15 protein-coding genes are annotated in these 14379 nt (G+C 73.8%); 9 read left to right on the top strand and 6 right to left on the bottom strand.

The annotated features are described in order from the left end of the window. Window positions 1-56 precede the first annotated feature (56 nt). Window positions 57-521, bottom strand: coding sequence for a hypothetical protein (locus tag KIS93_RS08055; RefSeq protein ID WP_080038866.1), 465 nt, complete (start codon window positions 519-521; stop codon window positions 57-59). Next, window positions 518-835 (bottom strand): hypothetical protein, encoded by a 318-nt coding sequence (locus tag KIS93_RS08060; protein ID WP_155127278.1) that lies wholly within the window; start codon window positions 833-835, stop codon window positions 518-520. The genes KIS93_RS08055 and KIS93_RS08060 overlap by 4 nt, the downstream gene beginning before the upstream one ends. A gap of 115 nt (window positions 836-950) precedes the next feature. Here KIS93_RS08060 and recD2 point away from each other — a divergent pair, with 115 nt between their 5' ends. The 3 genes from recD2 (at window position 951) to KIS93_RS08075 (ending at window position 5027) form a co-directional block, all read left to right on the top strand. Then, the gene (gene recD2, locus KIS93_RS08065) at window positions 951-3164 is read left to right on the top strand and encodes an SF1B family DNA helicase RecD2 (RefSeq protein WP_080038868.1); all 2214 of its coding nucleotides are present in this window, start codon (window positions 951-953) and stop codon (window positions 3162-3164) included. A gap of 142 nt (window positions 3165-3306) precedes the next feature. Continuing rightward, window positions 3307-4503 carry a L,D-transpeptidase gene (locus KIS93_RS08070; protein WP_080038869.1) on the top strand — a complete coding sequence of 399 codons (1197 nt, stop codon included), beginning with the start codon at window positions 3307-3309 and terminating at the stop codon, window positions 4501-4503. Then, complete coding sequence (locus KIS93_RS08075) at window positions 4500-5027, top strand: GNAT family N-acetyltransferase (protein WP_080038870.1); 528 nt, start codon at window positions 4500-4502, stop codon at window positions 5025-5027. The genes KIS93_RS08070 and KIS93_RS08075 overlap by 4 nt, the downstream gene beginning before the upstream one ends. 9 nt (window positions 5028-5036) lie before the next feature. On the opposite strand, the gene KIS93_RS08080 is transcribed toward KIS93_RS08075, so the two are convergent. Continuing rightward, the gene (locus KIS93_RS08080; protein WP_080046751.1) at window positions 5037-5567 is read right to left on the bottom strand and encodes a dihydrofolate reductase family protein; all 531 of its coding nucleotides are present in this window, start codon (window positions 5565-5567) and stop codon (window positions 5037-5039) included. A 101-nt stretch (window positions 5568-5668) separates the two neighbouring features. Here KIS93_RS08080 and KIS93_RS08085 point away from each other — a divergent pair, with 101 nt between their 5' ends. After that, window positions 5669-6640, top strand: coding sequence for an ArsR family transcriptional regulator (locus tag KIS93_RS08085; protein ID WP_080046752.1), 972 nt, complete (start codon window positions 5669-5671; stop codon window positions 6638-6640). Between the two features lie 56 nt (window positions 6641-6696). Beyond that, complete coding sequence (locus KIS93_RS08090) at window positions 6697-7896, top strand: MFS transporter (RefSeq protein ID WP_186403966.1); 1200 nt, start codon at window positions 6697-6699, stop codon at window positions 7894-7896. A gap of 41 nt (window positions 7897-7937) precedes the next feature. Here the strand turns inward: KIS93_RS08090 and KIS93_RS08095 are convergent, their stop codons facing one another. Continuing rightward, on the bottom strand, window positions 7938-8534 hold the full coding sequence (locus tag KIS93_RS08095; RefSeq protein WP_080038872.1) for a helix-turn-helix domain-containing protein: 597 nt from the start codon (window positions 8532-8534) through the stop codon (window positions 7938-7940). Between the two features lie 100 nt (window positions 8535-8634). On the opposite strand from KIS93_RS08095, the gene KIS93_RS08100 reads away from it, so the two are divergent. Continuing rightward, complete coding sequence (locus KIS93_RS08100; RefSeq protein ID WP_080038873.1) at window positions 8635-9387, top strand: class I SAM-dependent methyltransferase; 753 nt, start codon at window positions 8635-8637, stop codon at window positions 9385-9387. Window positions 9388-9460: 73 nt separating this feature from the next. Further along, window positions 9461-10354: an NAD(P)-binding domain-containing protein gene (locus KIS93_RS08105; protein ID WP_080038874.1), complete on the top strand. Its 894-nt coding sequence runs from the start codon at window positions 9461-9463 to the stop codon at window positions 10352-10354. A gap of 8 nt (window positions 10355-10362) precedes the next feature. Here KIS93_RS08105 and KIS93_RS08110 read toward each other — a convergent pair whose 3' ends face one another. Then, window positions 10363-11415 (bottom strand): SDR family NAD(P)-dependent oxidoreductase, encoded by a 1053-nt coding sequence (locus KIS93_RS08110; RefSeq protein ID WP_246005232.1) that lies wholly within the window; start codon window positions 11413-11415, stop codon window positions 10363-10365. A 197-nt stretch (window positions 11416-11612) separates the two neighbouring features. On the opposite strand from KIS93_RS08110, the gene KIS93_RS08115 reads away from it, so the two are divergent. Then, entirely contained in the window at window positions 11613-12830 is a 1218-nt protein-coding gene (locus tag KIS93_RS08115) for a sensor histidine kinase (protein ID WP_222107322.1), read from the top strand. Continuing rightward, window positions 12827-13510, top strand: coding sequence for a response regulator (locus KIS93_RS08120; protein WP_080038876.1), 684 nt, complete (start codon window positions 12827-12829; stop codon window positions 13508-13510). The genes KIS93_RS08115 and KIS93_RS08120 overlap by 4 nt, the downstream gene beginning before the upstream one ends. On the opposite strand, the gene KIS93_RS08125 is transcribed toward KIS93_RS08120, so the two are convergent. After that, on the bottom strand, window positions 13507-14379 hold the full coding sequence (locus KIS93_RS08125; protein ID WP_080038877.1) for an aldo/keto reductase family oxidoreductase: 873 nt from the start codon (window positions 14377-14379) through the stop codon (window positions 13507-13509). The two genes, KIS93_RS08120 and KIS93_RS08125, sit on opposite strands and share 4 nt — an antisense overlap.

Below are 14379 nucleotides of genomic sequence, written 5' to 3' on the forward strand. Positions count from 1 at the left end.
ACCACGAGCCGGCCCCGGCCCGCGCCGGCCACATGGGCGCTGGGCACCCGTCTGCCTCAGCAGGGCCAGGTGGACGCGCTCACCGCGTAGACGCCCGCCGCCTCGGGGTCGAACCGGACGTCCAGGCTGACCTCCGCGCCCCCGGCCTCCTTCACCACGCAGCCGTCGTCGCCGCCGCCCGGGACCCGCCGCCACCCGTTGCGCAGCGCGAGATCGTGGTAGAAGGACTCGACCTGCCCGGCAGAGCCCTGCCCGGAAGCGAGGCGGTAGGAGCGGCCGACGCTCGCATGGTGGTCGTCGGTGTCGGTGCACGACCGTTCCCGCCCGCCCTGGGCGACGGCCCCGGACGGGGCGGCCGCCAGCACGTCGAACGGCTCCAGGGCCGCTTCGACGCTGCCGTACAGCGAGCCGCACACCCGTTCGTGCTCGACGATCTCGGCGAGGAACGGGGAGGCGGCGACACCGCCCAGCACCAGCACCACCGCCGCCGTGGTCAGCGACCGCTTGAGCACCTTGTTCACAGGCTGCCCACCATCGCCGACCACAGGGCGGCGAGCGACCCGAGCAGCAGGCACGCCGCGCCCGCCGCCGCTCCCGCCCAGGCCGCGGCGGCGCGTCCGGGGTGCGGCCGGCCGGTGGTGATCGCCCGTCCCAGCAGGGCGCCGGCGACCGGCAGCGCCAGGGCGGCGACGCCGGCGGCGGTCAGGCCGGTGGTCAGCCATTCCAGCCGCCACAGGCTCCAGGCGAGGAGCGCGTACCCGCCGAGCGACACGACGGTCAGGAAGATCCAGCCGGCCGAGGCGGTGGCGGTGGCGGAGCGGGGGGAGGACGCCATGCCGCCCATGATCGCATCTCTTCGAAGGGGACGTGATCGGAGATGTCGGCCCGTTGCTCTAATCTTTGCTACCGAAAAGTCTTTCCTGCGGAAGGCAGGCGGGAGAGGGGATCGCGTGAAGCCTGGCGAGCAGGGGCCACCCGCTTCCGTGCTCGACGCCGTCCTCGAACGCGTCACCTACGCCAATGAGGAGACCGGCTACACGATCGCCCGGGTGGCCACCGAGCGCACCGGCGCCGATCTGCTGACCGTCGTCGGGCCGCTGCTGGGCGCGCAGGTGGGCGAGTCGCTGCGGCTGCGCGGCCGGTGGACCTCCCATCCGCGCTACGGCCGCCAGTTCGAGGTGTGGTCCTACAGCACGGTGCTGCCGGCCACGGTGCAGGGCATCCGCCGTTATCTGGGCTCGGGCCTGATCAAGGGCATCGGCCCGAAGATGGCCGAGCGGATCGTCGACCATTTCGGCACCGGCACGCTCGAGGTGATCGAGCAGCAGCCGGAGCGGCTGGTCGAGGTGCCGGGGCTGGGCCCGAAGCGGACGAAGATGATCGCCGCCGCCTGGGAGGAACAGAAGATCATCAAAGAGGTGATGATCTTCCTTCAGGGGGTCGGCGTGTCCACCTCGATCGCGGTGCGCATCTTCAAGCAGTACGGCGAGAGCTCGATCGAGGTGGTCAGGAGCCAGCCGTACAAGCTGGCCGACGACGTGTGGGGCATCGGCTTCAAGACCGCCGACACCATCGCCCAGGCGGTCGGCATCCCGCACGACAGCCCCGAGCGGGTCAAGGCCGGCCTGCGGTACACGCTGTCGCAGGCGGCCGACGACGGCCACTGCTACCTGCCGGCCCCCAACCTCGTCGCCGACGCCGTCAAGATCCTCGACGTGCCGGCCGCCCTGGTCGCCGCGTGCCTGGAGGAGCTGGTGGCCGACGAGGGGGTGGTGCGCGAGACGATCCCGGCCGGCGACAACGACGTGCCGGCCGTCTACCTGCCGCCCTTCCACCGCGCCGAGAGCGCCCTGGCCGCCGGCCTGCTGACGCTGCTGCGCGGCGGCCACGACCGGCTCAAGGCGTTCGCCGACGTCGACTGGGAGCGCGCCGAGACGTGGCTGCACGGCCAGACGGGCGCCGAGCTGGCCACCGAGCAGCGCCAGGCCGTCCGGCTGGCGCTGACGGAGAAGGTCGCGGTGCTGACCGGCGGGCCGGGCTGCGGCAAGAGCTTCACCGTGCGCTCCATCGTGCTGCTGGCCCGCGCCAAGCGCGCCAAGGTCATCCTGGCCGCCCCCACCGGCCGGGCGGCCAAGCGGCTGGCCGAGCTGACCGGGCACGAGGCGACCACGGTGCACCGCCTGCTGCAGCTGCGCCCCGGTGGCGAGGCCACCTTCGACCGCGACAACCCGCTCGACGCCGACCTGGTGGTGGTGGACGAGGCGTCGATGCTGGACCTGCTGCTGGCCAACAAGCTCGTCAAGGCCGTGGCGCCCGGCGCGCACCTGCTGTTCGTGGGCGACGTCGACCAGCTGCCGTCGGTGGGGGCGGGCGAGGTGCTGAAGGACCTGCTGGCGGCCGAGGACATCCCGCGGGTGCGGCTGACCCAGATCTTCCGGCAGGCGCAGGAGTCGGGCGTCGTCGTCAACGCCCACCGCGTCAACACCGGCCGCCACCCCGTCCTGGAGGGCATGAAGGACTTCTTCCTGTTCCCCTGCGAGGAGCCGGAGGAGATCGCCGCGCTGACCGTCGACGTGGTGGCCCGCCGCATCCCGCGCCGTTTCCGCCTCGACCCGCGCCGCGACGTGCAGGTCCTGGCGCCCATGCACCGCGGCGCCGCCGGCGCGGGCGCGCTGAACATCGCGCTGCAGGAGGCGCTGACGCCCGCCCGCGAGGGCATGCCGGAGCGCCGCTACGGCGGGCGTGTCTTCCGCGTCGGCGACAAGGTCACCCAGCTGCGCAACAACTACGACAAGGGCGCGGCCGGGGTGTTCAACGGCACCGTCGGCATCGTCACCGACATCCGTCCCGACGAGCACAAGCTGACCGTCCTGACGGACGAGGACGAAGCGGTCGACTACGCCTTCGACGAGCTCGACGAGCTGGCGCACGCCTACGCGGTCTCCATCCACCGCTCCCAGGGCAGCGAGTACCCGGCGGTCGTCATCCCGCTGGCCACCAGCGCGTGGATGATGCTGCAGCGCAACCTGCTCTACACGGCGATCACGCGGGCCAAGAAGCTCGTGGTCATCGTGGGGTCGCGGCGGGCGCTGGCGCAGGCCGTCCGGACGAAGGGGGCGGGCCGCCGCCACACCGGCCTGACGCACCGCCTGACCCGCCCCTGACGGGTGCGGTCGCGTTCCGCCACCGGGTTGCCGGACAAGTAATTGAAATGTGATCGAACTCTCCCAAAGGATTCGGCGTCTTACATGCGGGAGCATTAAGGTTTTTGAGGTGCCATTGTGGTGCCATGGGGAGAGGACGAAGGTGAACGTTGCGCCCGCCTGGAGGAGACCGGCCACCGCATTCGCGCTGCTCACGGCGGCGGCCCTGACGGCCTCATGCTCCGGCGGCCCGGCCGCGCAGCCGCCCGACGCCTCCGAGGCGACCACCAGCGCCACCCCCCAGGCCCCCACCGTGAAGATCACGCCCGCCGAGGGCGCGAGCAAGGTCAGCCCGGAGAAGAAGGTGGTGGTGGCCGCCGCCGGCGCGCCGCTCGACAACGTCACCGTCGAGGCCGGCGGCGAGCAGGTCGAAGGCGCCTTCAACGCCGACAAGACCCGCTGGGTGTCGAAGACCGCGCTGAAGCCGTCCACCAGCTACAACGTCTCGGCCACCGCCGGCGTCACCACCGCGACCAGCACGTTCACCACCGCCAAGCCCGACCGGGCGCTGCAGGTCGCCGACGTCACCCCCAACGCCAAGGGCGAGACGCTCGGCGTCGGCGCGCCCATCATCGTCACCTTCAACCAGCCCGTCACCAACAAGGCGACCATCGAGCGCGCCCTGGAGGTCGAGGCGGAAAAGCCCGTCACGGGCGCCTGGCGCTGGATCAACGACACCGTCGTCATCTACCGCACCGCCAAGTACTGGCCCGCCCACCAGAAGGTCACCTTCAACGCCAACATCACCGGCATCAAGGGCGGCAAGGGCCTGTACGGGGTCAAGGACTACACCGCGAAACTCAAGATCGGCGCCAAGCAGATCAGCAAGGTCGACACCCGCAAGAAGATGATGTACGTCTACAAGGACGGCAAACGGGTGCAGACCATGCGCATCAGCGCCGGCATGGCCACCACCCGCGAGTACACCACCACCTCCGGCGTGCACCTGACGATGGAACGCGGCAACCCGGTCCGCATGATCTCCCCGGGCCGCAAGAAGGGCGACCCCGGCTACTACGACGTCATGATCGACCACGCGGTGCGCATCTCCAACTCCGGCGAGTACGTCCACGCCAAGGACAACGTGTGGGCCCAGGGCGTGCGCAACGTCAGCCACGGCTGCGTCAACGCTCGCCCCGACCAGGCCAAGTGGTTCTACGAGAACATGCAGCGCGGCGACGTCGTCGACATCACCGGCACCGACCGCGAGCTGGAGTGGAACAACGGCTGGGGCTTCTGGCAGATGCCGTTCTCGCAGTGGAAGAAGGGCAGCGCCCTGCACAAGAGCAGCAAGTCATGACCGGCGGCCACCGCGCGCGGCGCCCCGTCACGATCCGGCCGGGCCGCGAGGGCGACGTGCCGGCCGTGCTGGCCATGTTCGACTCGGCGGTGGCCTGGCTCACCGAGCAGGGCCGCACCGGGCAGTGGGGCACCCGGCCCTTCACCGGCGACGCCCGCCGCACCGAGCAGGTCGCCTCCTGGCTGGCCGGCGGCGGCATGCGCATCGCCGAGCACGACGGCCGGCCCGCCGGCTGCCTGTCGGTGGGGCCCGCCCACGACTACGTGCCGCCCGCCGCCGAGCCTGAGCTGTACGTGCAGGCCCTGGTGACCGACCGCCGCCACGCCGGGCTCGGCATCGGCCGCGCCCTGCTCGACCGCGCCGCCACCGAGGCCCGCGGGCAGGGCCTCGGCCTGCTGCGCGTCGACTGCTACGCCGGGCACGACGGCCGCCTGGTGGCCTACTACGAGAGCTGCGGCTTCACCCGCATCGGCCCGTTCACGGTGGGGGAGTGGCCGGGCATGCTGCTGCAACGCCGCCTGTAACGCGCCGGCTCAGCGGCCGTAGTCCAGGAACAGGGTGCCGTTCCTGCCCCGGTCGACCTCCAGCAGCTTCCACGGCTGGACGCCGTCGCCCTCGAACACCCGCCTGCCGCGCCCCACCACCGCCGGCGCGACGACCAGCCGCAGCTCGTCGACCAGGCCGGCCCGCAGCAGGGAACGGGCCAGCTCGATGCTGCCGTGCACGCCGATGTCGCCGCCGCTCTCCCGCTTCAGCGCGGCCACGTACTCAGGCACGGGGGTGGTGACCCGCGTGGCGTGCGCCCACTCCTGGGCGGGTGTGGTGGAGGTGACGACGTGCTTGCGGGCGCCGTTGATGAAGTCGGCGAACGGCTGGAAGTCCGAGGTGGGCCAGTGCCCGGCCCAGTAGTCGTAGGTGCCGCGTCCCATCAGCACGTCGTCCTGGGTAGCGATGACGCGGCCGAGGTAGGCGACGAGCTGGGGGCCGTCGTCGGCGAGCCAGTCGCCGTCCTCGTAGGCGACGCCGTCCAGCGACATCAGGTGGTAGAGCACGACCTTGCGCATGGGGTTCTCCTCGGGGTTCGTCTCAGTGCGCTCCATGCTGTGGCCCGGCCGGGCCCCGGCGCGATACATTCGGCCGCAGCCGAATCCGAGGGGTGGCCGGCATGCTCAGGGTGACGTTCTCCGCCCACGACCTGACCTCGATCAGGTTCGCGTACTCGCCGCTGCGGGAGGTCTCCACCGGCGTGCACGCGCTGCGCACGCCCGCCGGCCGCGTCCTGCACCTGCCGTGGTTCCAGCAGGTACGCCCCCGGCTCGGCGGCGAGCTGGCGCCGCTGCTCGACCTCGTCCCCGGCGGCCCCTACCTCCCCGACTTCCTGTGCCCCGTCCCCACCAGCCCCACCCCGGACCTGGCCGGCGAGCTGGCGGCCCTGCGCGCCACCCCGCACGAGATCATCCGCGCCGACCTGGAACGCCTGGCCGAGGAGACGCCCGGCGCGCTCACCGGCTGCGCCCTGCAGCTGTACCGGGAGCCGGAGCCGGGCCTCGAGCGGCTGGTGGCCGCCATCGAGGCGTACTGGCGGCTGGCCATGGCGCCGCACTGGCCGCGCATGCGCAACCTCCTCGAAGGCGACCTGCTCCATCGCGCCCGGCAGTTCGCCGAGCACGGCCCGGCCGGCGTGTTCGCCGGCATGCACCCGGCCATCCGCTGGGAGAACCGCACCCTCTCCCTGGAGCAGCGCCCCCAGGAGTGGTCGCGGACGCTGAAGGGCGAGGGCCTGCTGCTGGCCCCGTCCATCTTCGTCTGGCCCGCCTTCCTCTACCGCACCGACTCTCCCGGCCAGGCCGCCATCACCTACCCGGTGCGCGCCATCGCCACGCTGTGGGAGCGCGGCACCACGCCCGACCCCGGCGCGCTGGCCGCCGTCATCGGCCGGTCCCGCGCGCTGCTGCTGGGCGAGCTCGACAGCCCCGCCTCCACCACCGACCTGTCCCGCCGCACCGGCCTGGCACCCGGCAGCGTCTCCGAGCAGCTCACCCTGCTGCTGGCGGCGGGCCTGGTCACCAAGCACCGCGTCGGCAGATCCATGCTGTACGTCCGCACCTCCCGCGCCCAGGCCCTGCTGGACGGCTGATTCGGCTCCAGCCGAATATGTCGCCCTCCGGGAGGGGCCGCCCGCAGCATGCACTCATGACGATCACGGCTCCCGCCCGCCCCACCGTGTTCCAGGGGCTGCCCAAGGTGTACTGGCTGCTGTTCTCCGGCCAGCTGGTCAACCGGTTCGGCGGGGTCGTGCTGCCGTTCCTCGTCTTCTACCTGACCGGCCGCGGCTACGCCGCCGCGCAGATCGCCGCGGTCGTCTCCGCGTACGGGCTGGGCGGCCTGGGCGGGCAACCGCTGGGCGGCTACCTGGCCGACCGGTTCGGCCGCCGCGCCACCCTGATCGGCGGCCTGCTCGCCACCGCCACCTGCCTCATCCTCATCGCGGCCGCCGGCAACCTGACCTGGCTGATCGCCTCCGCCCTGGCCATGGGGCTGGCCGGCGACGTCTACCGGCCCGCCGCCGCGGCACTGGTCGCCGAGACCACCCCGCCGCACCTGCGCGCCCAGGCCTTCGGGCTCATGCACTGGGCGGTCAACGTGGGCACCGCCGCCGCGGGCGCCGTCGCCGGGCTCCTGCTCGCCCACGGCTTCTGGCTCCTGGTCGTCCTGGACGTCGCCACCAGCCTCGCCTTCGCCGTCCTCGTGGCCGCCGGCATCCCCCGCGGCCACGACAAGCGCGCCGCCAGGCCGGCGCGCACCGGCTACGCGATCGCCGCCCGCGACCGGGTCCTGATGGCCGCGCTGGCCTTCCTGCTGCTCGGCCTGATCCTGTACGCCCAGGCCTCCTACGCGCTGCCCCTGGCCCTGGCCGCCGGCGGCCTGCCGCCCTCCCTGTACGGGCTGCTCATCACCGTCAACGGCGCCATCGTGGTGATCTTCCAGCCGCTGCTGGTCTCCTGGCTGTCGCGCCTGCCGCGGCTGCCCGTCCTCGGCGCCTCCATGGCCGTGGTGGGCCTCGGCCTGGCCCTGACCGGCCTGGCCACCCGGCCCTGGCACTACGTGGCCACGGTCGTGCTGTGGTCGATCGGCGAGATCGGCATGGCCGGCTTCGAGGCCGCGCTCATCGCCGACCTCACCCCCGAGGGCGCCCACGGCACCTACCAGGCGCTGTACGGCTGGACCACCGCCATCGCCCGCTTCGCCGGCCCCGCCATCGGCGCCGTGCTGTTCCCGGCGGGCATGCTGTGGTGGGCGTGCGCCGCGACCGGCGTCGCGTGCGCGGTGCTCGCCGCCGTCCTGATGCCCGCCGTCGCCCGGCGCTCACCCGCCACGACGCAGCCGCTCTGAACCCGCGACCCTGCGGCATGGGCGCCAGACGGGAGCCGCCTTCATCGCGCGGTGCCGCCGCGCGGCGCCGCACGGACGTGGGCGCGCTCGCCTTGGCGGCCGATGAGGCTCAGGAACTCCACCGGCCCCGCACTGGTGGCGCCGAACCAGTGCGGGGTGCGCGTGTCGAACTCCGCGACCTCCCCGGGCTTGAGGATCAGGTCGTGCTCGCCGAGCACGAGGCGCAGCGTCCCGTTGAGCACGTACACCCAGTCGTGGCCCTCGTGCGTGCGCAGGTCGGGCTCGCGGTCGCCGCTCCCGGCGGGCAGCACGAACTTGTAGGCCTGGATCCCGCCGGCCCGGCGGGTCAGCGGCAGCACCACCGAGCCGTCATGGCCGGCGATGGGGCGCAGGTGGACGCGGGGATCGCCGGTGGGCGGCGCGTCGACGAGGTCGTCCAGCGTGACGCCGTAGGCGCGGGCGAGCGGCAGCAGCTGCTCCAGCGTGGGCCGCCGCAGGCCCGCCTCCAGCCGGGACAGCGTGCTGGCGGAGATGCCCGTCTGGGCGGCCAGGCCGGCGAGCGTGACGCCGCGCTGCGAGCGCAGGCGCTTCAGCCGCGGGCCGACGGCGTCGAGGGTACGGTCGATGGTCTCATCCACCCCACCTAATTTGCCATTCGGCAACAACGTTTGCACATCCGGCTCCCCGTCGCCCACCATGAGCAGCGACCCACCACGAGCGGAACGAGGAACGGCACCGATGACGCACGCCTTCGACAAGGACTACTGGGAACGGCACTGGCACCAGGCGCCCGCCACCATGGCCGGCGCCCCGCCGAACCCGTACCTGGCGCGCGAAACCGCCGGCCTGAGGCCGGGCACGGCGCTGGACGCGGGCTGCGGCAGCGGCGCGGAGGCGCTCTGGCTGGCCGACCACGGCTGGGAGGTCACCGCGGCCGACATCTCCGCCGAGGTCCTGTCCCGCGCCGCCCGGCGCGCGGCCGCGGACCCGGGCTGGAGCGCCGCCGCCGGCCGCGTGCGCTGGGTCGAGGCGGACCTGACCGTCTGGACGCCGCAGGCCCCCTTCGACCTGGTCATGACCCACTACGCGCACCCGGCGATGCCGCAGCTCGCCTTCTACGACCGCCTGGCCGGCTGGGTGGCCCCCGGCGGCACCCTGCTCATCGTCGGCCACCTGCACACCGGCCACAAGAACGGGCACGGTCACGGGCACGGTCACGGGCACAGTCACGGGCACAGTCACGGGCACAGTCACGGGCACAGTCACGGGCACGGTCACGGGCACAGTCACGGGCACGGTCACGGGGAGGGTCACCACCCTCCGGAGGAGGCGTCGGCCACCAGCGCGGCCATCACCGCACGCCTGGACACCGCACAGTGGGAGATCGTCACCGCGACCGAGCACCAGCGCTTCGTGCCCGGCCGCGAGCTCCCCCTCGACGACGTCGTCGTGCGCGCCACCCGGCGCCGCTCGAACCCGCAGTCCCGCTGAAGGACGGCCCGCGCCCCAGCCCCGGAACCCTCGTCTTGACCTCAAGCAAGGTTGATGTTGCAAGGTCATCGCCATGACGAAGACCTCCGAGCATCGCATCGCCGTGATCGGCACGGGCGCCATCGGCAGCGCGGTGACCCGCCGCCTGCTCGAGCACGGCCACGACGTGGTGGTGTGGAACCGCACCCCGGCCCGCCTCAACCCGCTCGCCACCGCCGGAGCACGACCCGCCGCGTCGGTGAGCGAGGCGGTGTCCTCGGCCACGCTGACCCTGCTCACCCTCACCGACTACACCGCCGTCCAGGAGTGCCTGGCCGCACTGGACGGCGACCTGTCCGGACGGACGATCGTCGCGATGTGCACCGGCACCCCCGACGACGCGGAACGGGCCGCGCGGCGGGTGGCCGCCCTGGGAGCGTCCTATCTCGACGCCGGCGTCCAGGCCGCGCCGGAGACGATCGGCACCGGCGCGGCGACCATCCTGTACGGCGGCTCACCCGAGGCCTTCCAGCGCCACCGCGCGGTCCTGGAGCTGCTGAGCACGCCCCGCTTCGCGGGACAGGCACCCCAAGCGGCCGCGATCTGGGACCTCACCCTGTTCGGCCTCTGGTACGACGCCCAGCTCGGCCTGCTGCGGGCCCTCGACACCGTACGCGCGGCGGGCATCGACGTCACCGAGTTCGCCGCGAGCGCGGCCGACCAGCTCGGGCACGTGGTCACCGGCGCCCCCGGCACAGCCGCGGAGCTGCTGCGGGCCGCCTACCCGGCGGGACCCGCCACCCTGGCCGAGCACCTGACCGTCCTGCGCCACCTCATCGGGCTGCGCGACGGCCAGGTGCTCGGCGACGGCGGCCTGCCGGCGGTGGCGGCCAGAATCGAAACGCTCATCGCCCAGGGCCGCGAAAGTGAGGGCCTGACCGCCACGATCGCCTCGACAACCGCCCAGGCCCCCGCCCGCAGCGCCTGAACCGGGGCTCACCGGGACGGGAAGCCGGGCGGCATGGCCATCGGGCCGCCGCCCAGAGGCCCGCCGCCGACCAGGACGGCCGACCCGGCCATGTAGGAGAACTCGGCGCTCGCCAGCGACACCACGGACCGGGCGATCTCCTCCTTCGACGCCATCCGGTGCGTGCCGGAGGCGTTCAACGGCCCCCACGCCCGCTTGAACGCCTCCCACACCGCGTCAGGCAGCGACGCCGGGCGCACCAGCGCGGTGTCGGTCGTGCCGGGACAGATGGCGTTGATCCGGATGCCCTTCGGGCCGTAGTCCATGGCGGCCGTCTCCACGATGCCCTTGATCGCCTGCTTGCTGGAGGTGTACGCGGCGCCGCCGGGGCGCCGGGACTCCGAGGCGGTGCAGATGATGACGCCGCCGTGCTCCAGCATGTGCGGCACCTCGTACTTGATCGACAGGAAGACGCCCCGGGCGTTGGTGTGCTGCACGTCCGTCCAGTCCTCCAGGGTCATCTCGTGCAGCGGCGCCGTCCGGGTGATGCCGGCGTTGTTGAAGGCGACGTCCAGCCGGCCGAACGCGGCGGCCGTGTCGTCCACGAAACGCCGCAGCTGGTCGGGGTCGCGCACGTCGGCCTGCTGGTAGCGGGCGGTGCCGCCGGCGTCGCGCAGGTCCCGCTCCACCCGGCGGCCCAGCTCGGCGCGCCGGCCGCAGAAGCCGACCTTCGCCCCCTCGGCGGCGAACGCCCGGGCCGTGGCCTCCCCGATGCCGGACGTGGCCCCGGTGATCAGGACGACCTTGCCGTCGAAACGCCCGCGCGGCGGCGCCGGGGGCGGCGCGCTGGTCGGCGGGGCCGTCAGGTACGGCGGGACCGCCACCGCCCCGGCCAGGCCGGCCGCTCCGGCCGCGGCGGCGGCCAGCCCGAAGAAGGCCCGCCGCCCACGCCGGGTCCCCCGGCCGCCCGCTCCTGAACGCTGTCCTCCCGAACGTTCTCCTGCTCGCTCACCGGCACACCCCTGCCCGGCACGCGACCAGGCCACCAGGGCGGGCGCCGGACGACGCCTCTGCCAGACCACGCTCAAGCCACTCAAAACCCTCACCAATCCCTCCACAAGCCGGATGAGCCGACTGTTCCGCGCGGGCCGGGGCCGCCGCTTCCGCCGCGCGTCTCGTCCGTCCGGCCAGATGGCGGAGCCGGACAGGCCACAAGGCGGAGCCGGACAGGCCAGTCGGGGGAGCCGCCGCGCCCAGGCGGCTGCCTACGATCGGGAAGGTGATCACACGCTGGACGGAACGCGTCCTCGACGACCGGGCGGCGCTCGTGCGTCTGGCCGGGCTGACGGTCCTGGCGCTGGGCGACCTGCACCTGCTGCACCGCCCCGCCCGGCTCGCCGACTGGGCGCTGGCGCTCGCGGGCCTCGCGCTCTGCCTGGCGGGCGCGCGCCTGCCGCTGGCCGCGACGGCCGCGCTGCCGGGGCTGCTCGTCGTGGGCGACCTGATCGGCACGAACGTGGGCGTCCCGCTCAAGGCGATGCTGGCGGTCACGCTGTTCGAGCTGGCGTTACGGGGACGCGGCCGGCGGGTGGCGTTCGGGGCGGGGACGGCGGGGTTCCTGCTGACCGCGCACGCCATGTCCTCGCACGCCATGTCCGTGCCCGCGGCCGAGGTGCCGCCCACCCTCTACCGCCTGTCGATCCTGCTCGGCGTGCCGCTGCTGCTGGGCGCGTACGTGCGCCTGACCCGCGAGAACGCCCGCCAGGCCCGCGAACGGGCGGCGAGCCTCACCCTCGCGGCGCGCACCGCCGAACGCACCGCCATCGCCCGCGAGCTGCACGACCTGGTGGCGCACCACGTCTCGTCCATGGTGCTGCGGGTGGGCGTGGCCCGGCACGTGCTGCCGGACGCCGACCCCCGCCTCACGCAGGTGCTCGACGACCTGCACGCCTCGGCCGGCACCGCGCTGGCGGACCTGCGGCGGCTGGTGACGGTGCTGCGCGACCCCGCGCGCGCGGGCGAAGGGCCGTTCTGCTCGCCGGCCGACCAGGCGGCGCTGCCGGACGCGCTGGAGCAGGCGGCGGCGCGGGCCCGCGCCACCGGCCTGTCGGTGCACTGCGCGATCGGCCCGCAGGTGGCGCGGCTGGACGCGGTACGCGCCCTGACCGTGCTGCGGCTGGCACAGGAGGGGCTGGCGAACGCGGCCCAGCACGCCGGGCGGCACGCCTGCGCGCGGATGACGGTGAAGGTGGAGGACGACGTGGTCAGGCTGGAGATCGCGGACGACGGCGGAGCCGCCCGTCCCGGCACCCGCCGCGCCCCGGGCGCCGGGCACGGGCTGGCCGGGATGGCCGAGCGGGCCGGGCTGCTCGGCGGGCGGTTCGAGGCGGGACCATCGGGCCGCGGCTGGCGCCTGTACGCCGAGCTGCCGCCGCCCCCCACCCCACAGCCCCTCCCGCAGGCCGTCGCGCAGCCCGCCGGGCGGGGGGCGGCGTGATCCGGGTGCTGCTGGCCGACGACCAGAAACTCGTCCGCGTCGGCCTGCGCATGTTGTGCGAGTCCGACCCCGACGTGGAGGTGGTCGCCGAGGCGGGCGACGGCCAGGAGGCGGTACGGCTGGCGGCCGAGCGGCTGCCCGACGTCATCCTCATGGACCTGCGCATGCCGGGCGTGGACGGCATCACCGCCACCGAGCGCATCATGGCGGCCCGCCCGTCGAGCCGGATCGTGGCGCTGACCACGTTCGACGACGACGATCACCTGTATCCGGCGCTGGCCGCGGGCGCGTTCGGGTTCCTGGTGAAGGACTCGCCGCCGTCCGTGCTGCTGGCGGCGCTGCGCCGCGCGGCGGCCGGCGAGCCGCCCTTCAGCCCGCCCGTGCTGGAGCGGCTCGTCCGGCACGCCGTACGCGCCCGCCAGCCCCGGCCCGGACGGGCGCCCGAGCCGGCCGGGCTGGCCGGGTTGAGCCCGCGCGAGCGGGACGTGCTGGCCATGGTCGGCGAAGGGCTGTCCAACCGGAGCATCGCCGAGCGCCTGCACCTGGGGGTCTCCACGGTCAAGACGTACGTGGCGAGCCTCATGCGCAAGACCGGCACGGCCAACCGGATCCGGCTGGCCGTGCTCGCCGCCCGCCACTGCGACACGCTCGCCGGCGAAACCCCGGGAGTGAACGCCTAGCGGCCGATCTTGTCCAGCTCCGCGAGATCCTCCTGCGACAGCCGCAGCCCCGCCCCGGCGACGTTCTCACGCAGGTGCGCCACCGACGACGTGCCGGGAATGAGCAGGATGTTCGGCGAGCGGTGCAGCAGCCACGCCAGGGCGACCGACATCGGCGTCGCCCCCAGCCGCCCCGCCACCGCCGACAACGCCGAGGACTGCAACGGGCTGAACCCGCCCAGCGGGAAGAACGGCACGTACGCGATGCCCTCCCGGGCGAGCTCGTCGATCAGCGCGTCGTCGTCCCGGTGGGCGAGGTTGTACAGGTTCTGCACGCACACGATCGGCGCGATCGACCGTGCCTCGGCGACCTGCTCGGGCGTGGCGTTGCTCACCCCGAGGTGCCGGATCAGGCCCTGGCGCTGCAGCTCCACCAGCGCCTCGAACGGCTCGGCCAGCGACCCGGGCCGGGGCCCCTGGGCGTCGCCGAGCCGCAGGTTCACCAGGTCGAGCACCTCGAGGCCGAGGGTGCGCAGGTTCTGCTGGACGGCGTGGCGCAGCTGCTCGGGCCGCCGCGCCGGCGGCCACCCGCCGTGCTCGTCACGGACCGCGCCGACCTTGGTCGCGATGCGCAGTGAGCGCGGGTACGGGTGCAGCGCCTGGCGGATCAGCTCGTTGGTGACGTCCGGCCCGTAGGCGGCGGCGGTGTCGATGTGGGTGATCCCGAGCTCGACGGCTGCACGCAGGACCGCGAGCGCGCCGTCACGGTCGGCGGGCGGACCCATGACGCCGGGCCCGGCCAGCTGCATGGCGCCGTAGCCGAAGCGGGTGACGGTCAGGTCGCCCAGCGTCCAGGTGCCGCCGGGAAGCGAAGGGGAAAGCGTGCTCAT

Origin of the sequence: [Actinomadura] parvosata subsp. kistnae, assembly GCF_900323885.1 — a bacterium.
GTDB lineage: Bacteria > Actinomycetota > Actinomycetes > Streptosporangiales > Streptosporangiaceae > Nonomuraea > Nonomuraea composti.

Bases quoted from the DNA above. Each gene is read 5' to 3' on its own strand.
- KIS93_RS08060 (WP_155127278.1), bottom strand. From the start codon at position 835: ATGGCGTCCTCCCCCCGCTCCGCCACCGCCACCGCCTCGGCCGGCTGG.
- KIS93_RS08075 (WP_080038870.1), top strand. From the start codon at position 4,500: ATGACCGGCGGCCACCGCGCGCGGCGCCCCGTCACGATCCGGCCGGGC.
- KIS93_RS08080 (WP_080046751.1), bottom strand. From the start codon at position 5,567: ATGCGCAAGGTCGTGCTCTACCACCTGATGTCGCTGGACGGCGTCGCC.
- KIS93_RS08085 (WP_080046752.1), top strand. From the start codon at position 5,669: ATGCTCAGGGTGACGTTCTCCGCCCACGACCTGACCTCGATCAGGTTC.
- KIS93_RS08090 (WP_186403966.1), top strand. From the start codon at position 6,697: ATGACGATCACGGCTCCCGCCCGCCCCACCGTGTTCCAGGGGCTGCCC.
- KIS93_RS08100 (WP_080038873.1), top strand. From the start codon at position 8,635: ATGACGCACGCCTTCGACAAGGACTACTGGGAACGGCACTGGCACCAG.
- KIS93_RS08105 (WP_080038874.1), top strand. From the start codon at position 9,461: ATGACGAAGACCTCCGAGCATCGCATCGCCGTGATCGGCACGGGCGCC.
- KIS93_RS08125 (WP_080038877.1), bottom strand. From the start codon at position 14,379: ATGAGCACGCTTTCCCCTTCGCTTCCCGGCGGCACCTGGACGCTGGGC.